This window comes from Psychrobacter sp. A3 (assembly GCF_028823565.1).
In the GTDB taxonomy this organism is placed as follows: domain Bacteria; phylum Pseudomonadota; class Gammaproteobacteria; order Pseudomonadales; family Moraxellaceae; genus Psychrobacter; species Psychrobacter celer.
This window is the reverse complement of sequence record NZ_JAPEHS010000002.1, coordinates 95,275-101,286: the sequence shown is the minus strand read 5'-3', so window position 1 is coordinate 101,286 and position 6,012 is coordinate 95,275. Positions and strand designations below refer to the sequence as shown.

The window sequence follows — 6,012 nt, the reverse complement described above, 5'->3', positions numbered from 1 at the left end:
TTTATGGAAGATGATGACGCGTTGACCAAAGACGGCATTATTCGCACCATTTATGACCCCACAGCAGGGACGGGCGGCTTCCTATCCTCAGGTATGGAATACGTGCTAGAGCTGAACCCTGACGCCGTGATGCGTACCTATGGGCAAGAGCTAAACCCTGAGTCTTATGCCATCTGTAAAGCTGATATGCTGATCAAAGGGCAAGAGGTGAATAACATTAAGCTGGGTAATACTTTATCCAGTGATCAGCTGGCAGGTGAGCAGTTCGACTATATGCTGTCTAATCCGCCGTTTGGGGTGGACTGGAAAAAGATATCAGGTGAGATCAAAGACGAGCACGAACAAAAAGGCTTTGACGGTCGCTTTGGGGCTGGCCTGCCGCGCGTGTCTGATGGTTCGCTATTGTTCCTGATGCACTTACTGAGCAAGATGCGTCCGATTACTGGTGATGATAAAGCTACAGATAGCAGCAGCATTCAAAATAGCAATCAAGGCAGCCGTATCGGTATTATCTTAAACGGTTCACCGCTATTCACAGGCGGCGCGGGTAGTGGTGAAAGTGAGATTCGCCGTTATATCCTAGAAGCTGACTTACTAGAAGCCATCATCGCCTTGCCGACTGATATGTTCTATAACACGGGTATCGCGACCTATGTCTGGGTATTAAGCAATAAAAAAGCAGCCGCGCGCCGTGGCAAGGTGCAATTGATCGATGGTAGTAATCTATACAGCAAGATGCGTAAATCACTTGGCTCAAAGCGTAATGAGATGAGCGATGACGATATCAAAACCATTATCAAAAGCTTTGGTGACTTTGAAGTGGTCGATGCGCGTGTGCTAGATAAGCCTGATGAGGTGAAGTCTAACCGTGGCCGCCAGTCTGCCAATCCTAAAGCGGAACCTGCTAAGACCTTTGCCAGTAAGATATTTGCTACTCATGAGTTTGGCTATCGCCGTATCACGATTGAGCGGCCGCTACGTCTCTCAGCGCAGTTATCTGATGATGCTATAGAAACGCTACGTTATGCGCCCAAGCCGTTCGATATGGTCATGCCAGCGCTATATGAGGCATTTGGTGGTAATTGGACGACTGACAACTATGGTGACCTGTCAGCGGTTACGACTGAGGCGCGTGCGATGATTAAGGCGGACTTCTCTGAGCTAAAAGAAAAGCAAATCAAAGACGTACTTGATTCTAAGCTTTGGCAAGATCAGCTTGAGATCATGAATAAAGCCAAAGCTCTACAATCGGCTATCGGTGATAACCAATTCGATGACTTTAATGAGTTTGAAAAAGTGTTTAAGCAAGCATTAAAAGACGCTGATGTGAATTTGGACGCTAAAGAAAAGAAACAGCTGATGGATGCGATCACTTGGAAAAATCCTGACGCCGAACCCGTCATCAAAAAAGCGGTCAAGGCTGAAAGTCCGCTTTATGGTGCGTTTAGCTATAAGTCTAGTCAATCAGACAAGCCAGCCAAAATCGTCGAGTTCCAAACCGATAGCGACCTACGCGATTATGAAAACGTACCACTTAATCCTGAGGTGACGACCACGGAGCTGATTGAAAGTTACTTTGCCCGTGAAGTACAGCCGCATGTGGCTGATGCGTGGATCAATCCTGATAAAACAGATGCTATTGATGAAGAGGTTGGCATTGTGGGATTTGAGATACCGTTTAACCGTCATTTCTATGTGTATGAGCCACCACGTCCACTAGCTGAGATTGATGCGGACTTGGATGCGGTCAGTAGTGAAATTATGCAGTTATTGGGTGAGGTGCATTCGTAATGGCAAAGTATCAACAATATGCGGAATATAAGGATACTCAGGATAGCTGGCTTTCGTTGATTCCAAATAAATGGGAAGTAGTCCCACTAAAGTTTTTGTGTTTGAACCCAGTAAAAGATGGTCCTCATGAAACCCCAGTATTTATAGATGACGGAATACCATTTTTATCAGTTGATGGCATTCAAAATAATCAGTTGGTATTTAACGGCTGTCGTTATATTTCAGAAAAAGACCATGAAAAATATTCCAAAAAATGCGCTCCAGTTCATGGTGATATTTTGCTAGGTAAAGCGGCTTCAGTGGGTAAGGTTGCTTATGTAGATACTTCAATAGAGTTTAATGTTTGGTCTCCTTTAGCAGTTATAACTCCTAAAGATGCTCGGTTAGGAAAGTATATTTTTTATGCTTTCCAATCAACGATGCTACAAGCTCAATGCGAAGTCTATTCAAACTCAAATACTCAAAAAAACTTGGGAATGAATACTATTGATAATCTTCATTTACCATGTCCGAGCTATAAAGAGGCTGAAAAAATCGCCAACTTCCTCGACTATGAAACCGCCCAAATCGATACGCTAATCGAAAAACAGCAAACCCTTATCCAACTGCTAAAAGAAAAGCGCCAAGCGGTGATCAGTCATGCCGTGACCAAAGGCTTAAACCCTGATGCACCAATGAAAGATTCGGGCGTTGAATGGTTGGGGGAAGTGCCTGAGCATTGGGAGGTTTTAAAGTTAGGTAATTACGCGATTCCATTGAATGGTGACAGAGGAGCTAATTATCCCTCAGGTAATGATTTTGTAGATGAGGGTGTTTTATTTATATCTGCTACTCAAGTAATTGATGGACGCGTTGAAACCAGTAATGCTTCTAAAATAACGTTGAAAAAATATAATCAATTAGGTGGTTTAAAAATAAAGAAAGGAGATATTCTTTACTGTCTAAGAGGTGCTGGTGTTGGTAAAAGCGGCATTTGCACTTTTGCTGAAGGATCTATATCTTCTTCACTTATGGGTGTAAGAGCCACTTCGATAGATCCTTATTATCTAATGCTGTTATTGAATTCATCGGTTGAGCTGCAACAAAGATCAGTGTTAGTAACAGGCTCAGTATCTCCGAACTTATCTGCACAAAACGTAATGGATTATAAGTTTGCAATTCCAAAAGACTCAGAACAACTTGAAATTATTTCTCACGTGAAGAACTCACTAAAGAAAATTGATATTTTATTGAATAAAGCCGAGCAAGCCATCCAACTTATGCAAGAACGCCGTACCGCTTTAATCTCTGCTGCGGTTACGGGTAAGATTGATGTTCGGGGTTGGACTGCGCCTGATATTGAAGTAGGAACTTAATCACTAAACTAACTGTAATGATTTGCAAGAAGGTATAAGTAATGCTTGAGTCTTTAAAAGCCTTAAGGGTATTAAAAAAAATTAATAAATTCAATGCAAAAGGTGACCATGAAGCTGCTCTAAAGTTATGTAATGAAGGATACGCGACCTATGCTAGTAGCAAAAAATTAGCAACTCGTCTCCATGCGCAGGCTATTTTGGCAGCGAAAGGTACCACCTTACTTTATCTCGATAGAAATCTTGATGCGATTTCAAACTCCGATAGCATCATTAGGCTAATTGCTGAGAGGGTAGATAGTGATCTTTGGTCTGCCTATGACAGAGAAGCTCACTGGACTAAAATAAGAGGGCTATACGCCCTAAAAGATTATGAAAAAGTCGTTCAGCTTATAGATTCAATCAGTGATGAATATACAACCTATACTGACAGCGTGACAGAATGTATAACAGCTAGTATGTTACTGCTAAAAACTGAAGTTCTAAAGGTAGAAGGAGGGTTTAATGCTGAGCGATTTGAGATACTTCGAAAAATAGTTAGCCGCTATCATCCCAGTAGTGAACCCAATGTGATAGCACAAGTCATAACAGCAATTAGTGAGATGTTAGTTACTTGTATTCAAGAAGATCATTATGAACATGCTTTTCAAATGTACCAGCATGCGGTGTCTCTGTATGGACCACATAGAATAGAAGTACAGAGAATGGAAGCTGCTTTACAGCCATTCAAAGCGTATTTAGATGGGAATGAATAGTTTTGTAGCAAAAGTTATATGCACCTAAAAGCCGTAAAAAGAAAGTATTGCTTTGTTCAGCTTGTAATGAAAACCCTTTAGATAGCAGTTTTGCTATTATTGATTTTACTTAATTTGCTAAAAAGACTGGTAAGTTAAATACGTCTTTTACTTAAATAATATAACCACAAGGACCAAAGTTGTGAAAGTATTTACCCTAGTCGCTATAGTAGCTGCCATGACCGTAACCAATACCGCACAAGCCGAAACTTATAAATGGGAAGATGATTTTTGCAGTATGCAGGGTGACTTTGATAGTAAAAAATATACCGCTAAGCAAATCAAGAATTCACATTTAGTATTAGAAAGCTTAACCAGATCAAATCTAGATAGCTTTTTTTCGCCTATGAGTATTGAGGCGTTAGACAAGTTATCGATGAAAGACTTAGATATACTAACCGAAGAATACAAGCAAGTTAAGCGCAATGTAGAACGACTTGACGTTGTGCCTGAAGCAAAAGGTTATAAGCAAGAGTTGGTCAAATCTATTGACGGCGAATATAAACAAAATAAATTGACGATTTTGGGATATCTGAATCCCAGTGAGGCACTCAAGCAAAGCCCGCAAATGTGTAAAACTTATATTGAGCCGTTATTAAAGAATGAAACGGCTGTGCAAAATAGATGGAAGCAGTTTGTTGAAGAGCACATTCAAGAACAAGCAGATATCACAGACGATGGTGGCAAGTATTACCGCAGTTTGGCTACCAAGCGCTATCAGGAAGAAAAAGCCAGCAACCCTACTAAGTACGCCAAGATAAACTTGGTTAGTTTTGGCTTTGGTAATTGCGTGAATGAGCAGGTCTATCATGCTGACTCTGAAGTGGTATTTAAAAATCAGCAAAAGCTCAATAAAACCTTGTTTGGTAAAAGCTTTAAGCAGATGTGCGATGAGCCGTAAAACTTGGATTACGTTTTTTTAATGAAGCCGAATAAACCGCCCAACTCGTGCAAGAACACCGCACCGCTCTAATATCTGCTGCTGTTACGGGTAAGATTGATGTGAGGGGCTGGCGGTCGCCTGAACATAAAAAAAGAATAAATCTATGAAACTATTTGTCCCAATACGAAGCTTTACCTCTAAAGCAAAACTCTTAAACTTAATCTCTGCAAGCCTAATATTCATAAGCGCAGTATTTGGACTTTCGCAATTAGTGCAGGCAAGTGAGTCGGCTGCCAGTCAGGCACCAATCGATGACGGCTCTATCGCCGCTCAATATGAGATAGGCGCGATGTATGCCGCAGGTGAAAAAGTGCCTCAAGATTATGCCAAAGCTGCTGAATGGTTTCATAAAGCTGCCGACCAAGGGGATGCAACAGCACAATGGAATCTAGGTATTCTCTATAATTCAGGTCTAGGAGTAGCCCAAGATAGTTTTAAAGCGTTCCGATGGTTTGAGCAGGCTGCTAACCAAGGCGATCTGATGTCACAATATTACTTGGGGGCTATGCACGAATATGGTCGAGGTACCAAGCAGGATTATGATAAGGCTCACAAGTGGTATAAAAAAGCTGCAGTCCAATCAAAAGCGACTATTCAAAATAACTTTGACTATTATTATGACAACGAGACCGCAGTCGACCAAGCCAATATTGAAGCGCTCGAATTATTACAAAAGTCAGTCGATCAAAACAATCCAACCAGCCAAAACAATCTAGGTGTGAGGTACTTAAAAGGTAATGGCGTAGCGCAGGACTACAAAAAAGCGTTTGAGCTGATCCAGAAATCAGCGGTTCAAAATAACAGGTATGCCAAGCGTAACATGGGGATGCTTTATATGGGCGGTGATGGTGTTGATCAAGATCGCGAACAGGCCATGAAATGGTTTCACAAAGCATGCGGGAGTGACGATCCTATGAGCTGTGATCTTTATGAAGCTTTGTTTTTGATGGATTATGAAGTTATAGCTTCTTTAGTCATGTCACAAGAGAGTTGAAATATACGATGTGCGCTACTTAAGCTACTAACGATTTTATAATGAAGTCGTTATCACTATACAAAACCCATATCCAATTTAAGAATTTATAGCGCTTTCGATCTAATTTTTTACGCAAAATAATAAAACCAAACGGAC

5 protein-coding genes are annotated in these 6,012 nt (G+C 41.1%); all 5 read left to right on the top strand.

The window, feature by feature from the left end:
• A partial coding sequence (locus NK638_RS01025) for an HsdM family class I SAM-dependent methyltransferase (protein WP_274631577.1) occupies positions 1–1,791 on the top strand: 1,791 nt, incomplete at its 5' end.
• Entirely contained in the window at positions 1,791–3,146 is a 1,356-nt protein-coding gene (locus tag NK638_RS01020; RefSeq protein WP_274631576.1) for a restriction endonuclease subunit S, read from the top strand. The genes NK638_RS01025 and NK638_RS01020, both read left to right, overlap by 1 nt.
• Before the next feature lie 41 nt (positions 3,147–3,187).
• Positions 3,188–3,898, top strand: coding sequence for a hypothetical protein (locus NK638_RS01015; protein WP_274631575.1), 711 nt, complete (start codon positions 3,188–3,190; stop codon positions 3,896–3,898).
• Between the two features lie 181 nt (positions 3,899–4,079).
• Positions 4,080–4,838, top strand: a complete 759-nt coding sequence (locus NK638_RS01010; RefSeq protein ID WP_274631574.1) for a hypothetical protein — start codon at positions 4,080–4,082, stop codon at positions 4,836–4,838.
• Positions 4,839–4,983: 145 nt separating this feature from the next.
• Positions 4,984–5,874: a tetratricopeptide repeat protein gene (locus tag NK638_RS01005; RefSeq protein ID WP_274631573.1), complete on the top strand. Its 891-nt coding sequence runs from the start codon at positions 4,984–4,986 to the stop codon at positions 5,872–5,874.
• Positions 5,875–6,012: the final 138 nt, after the last annotated feature.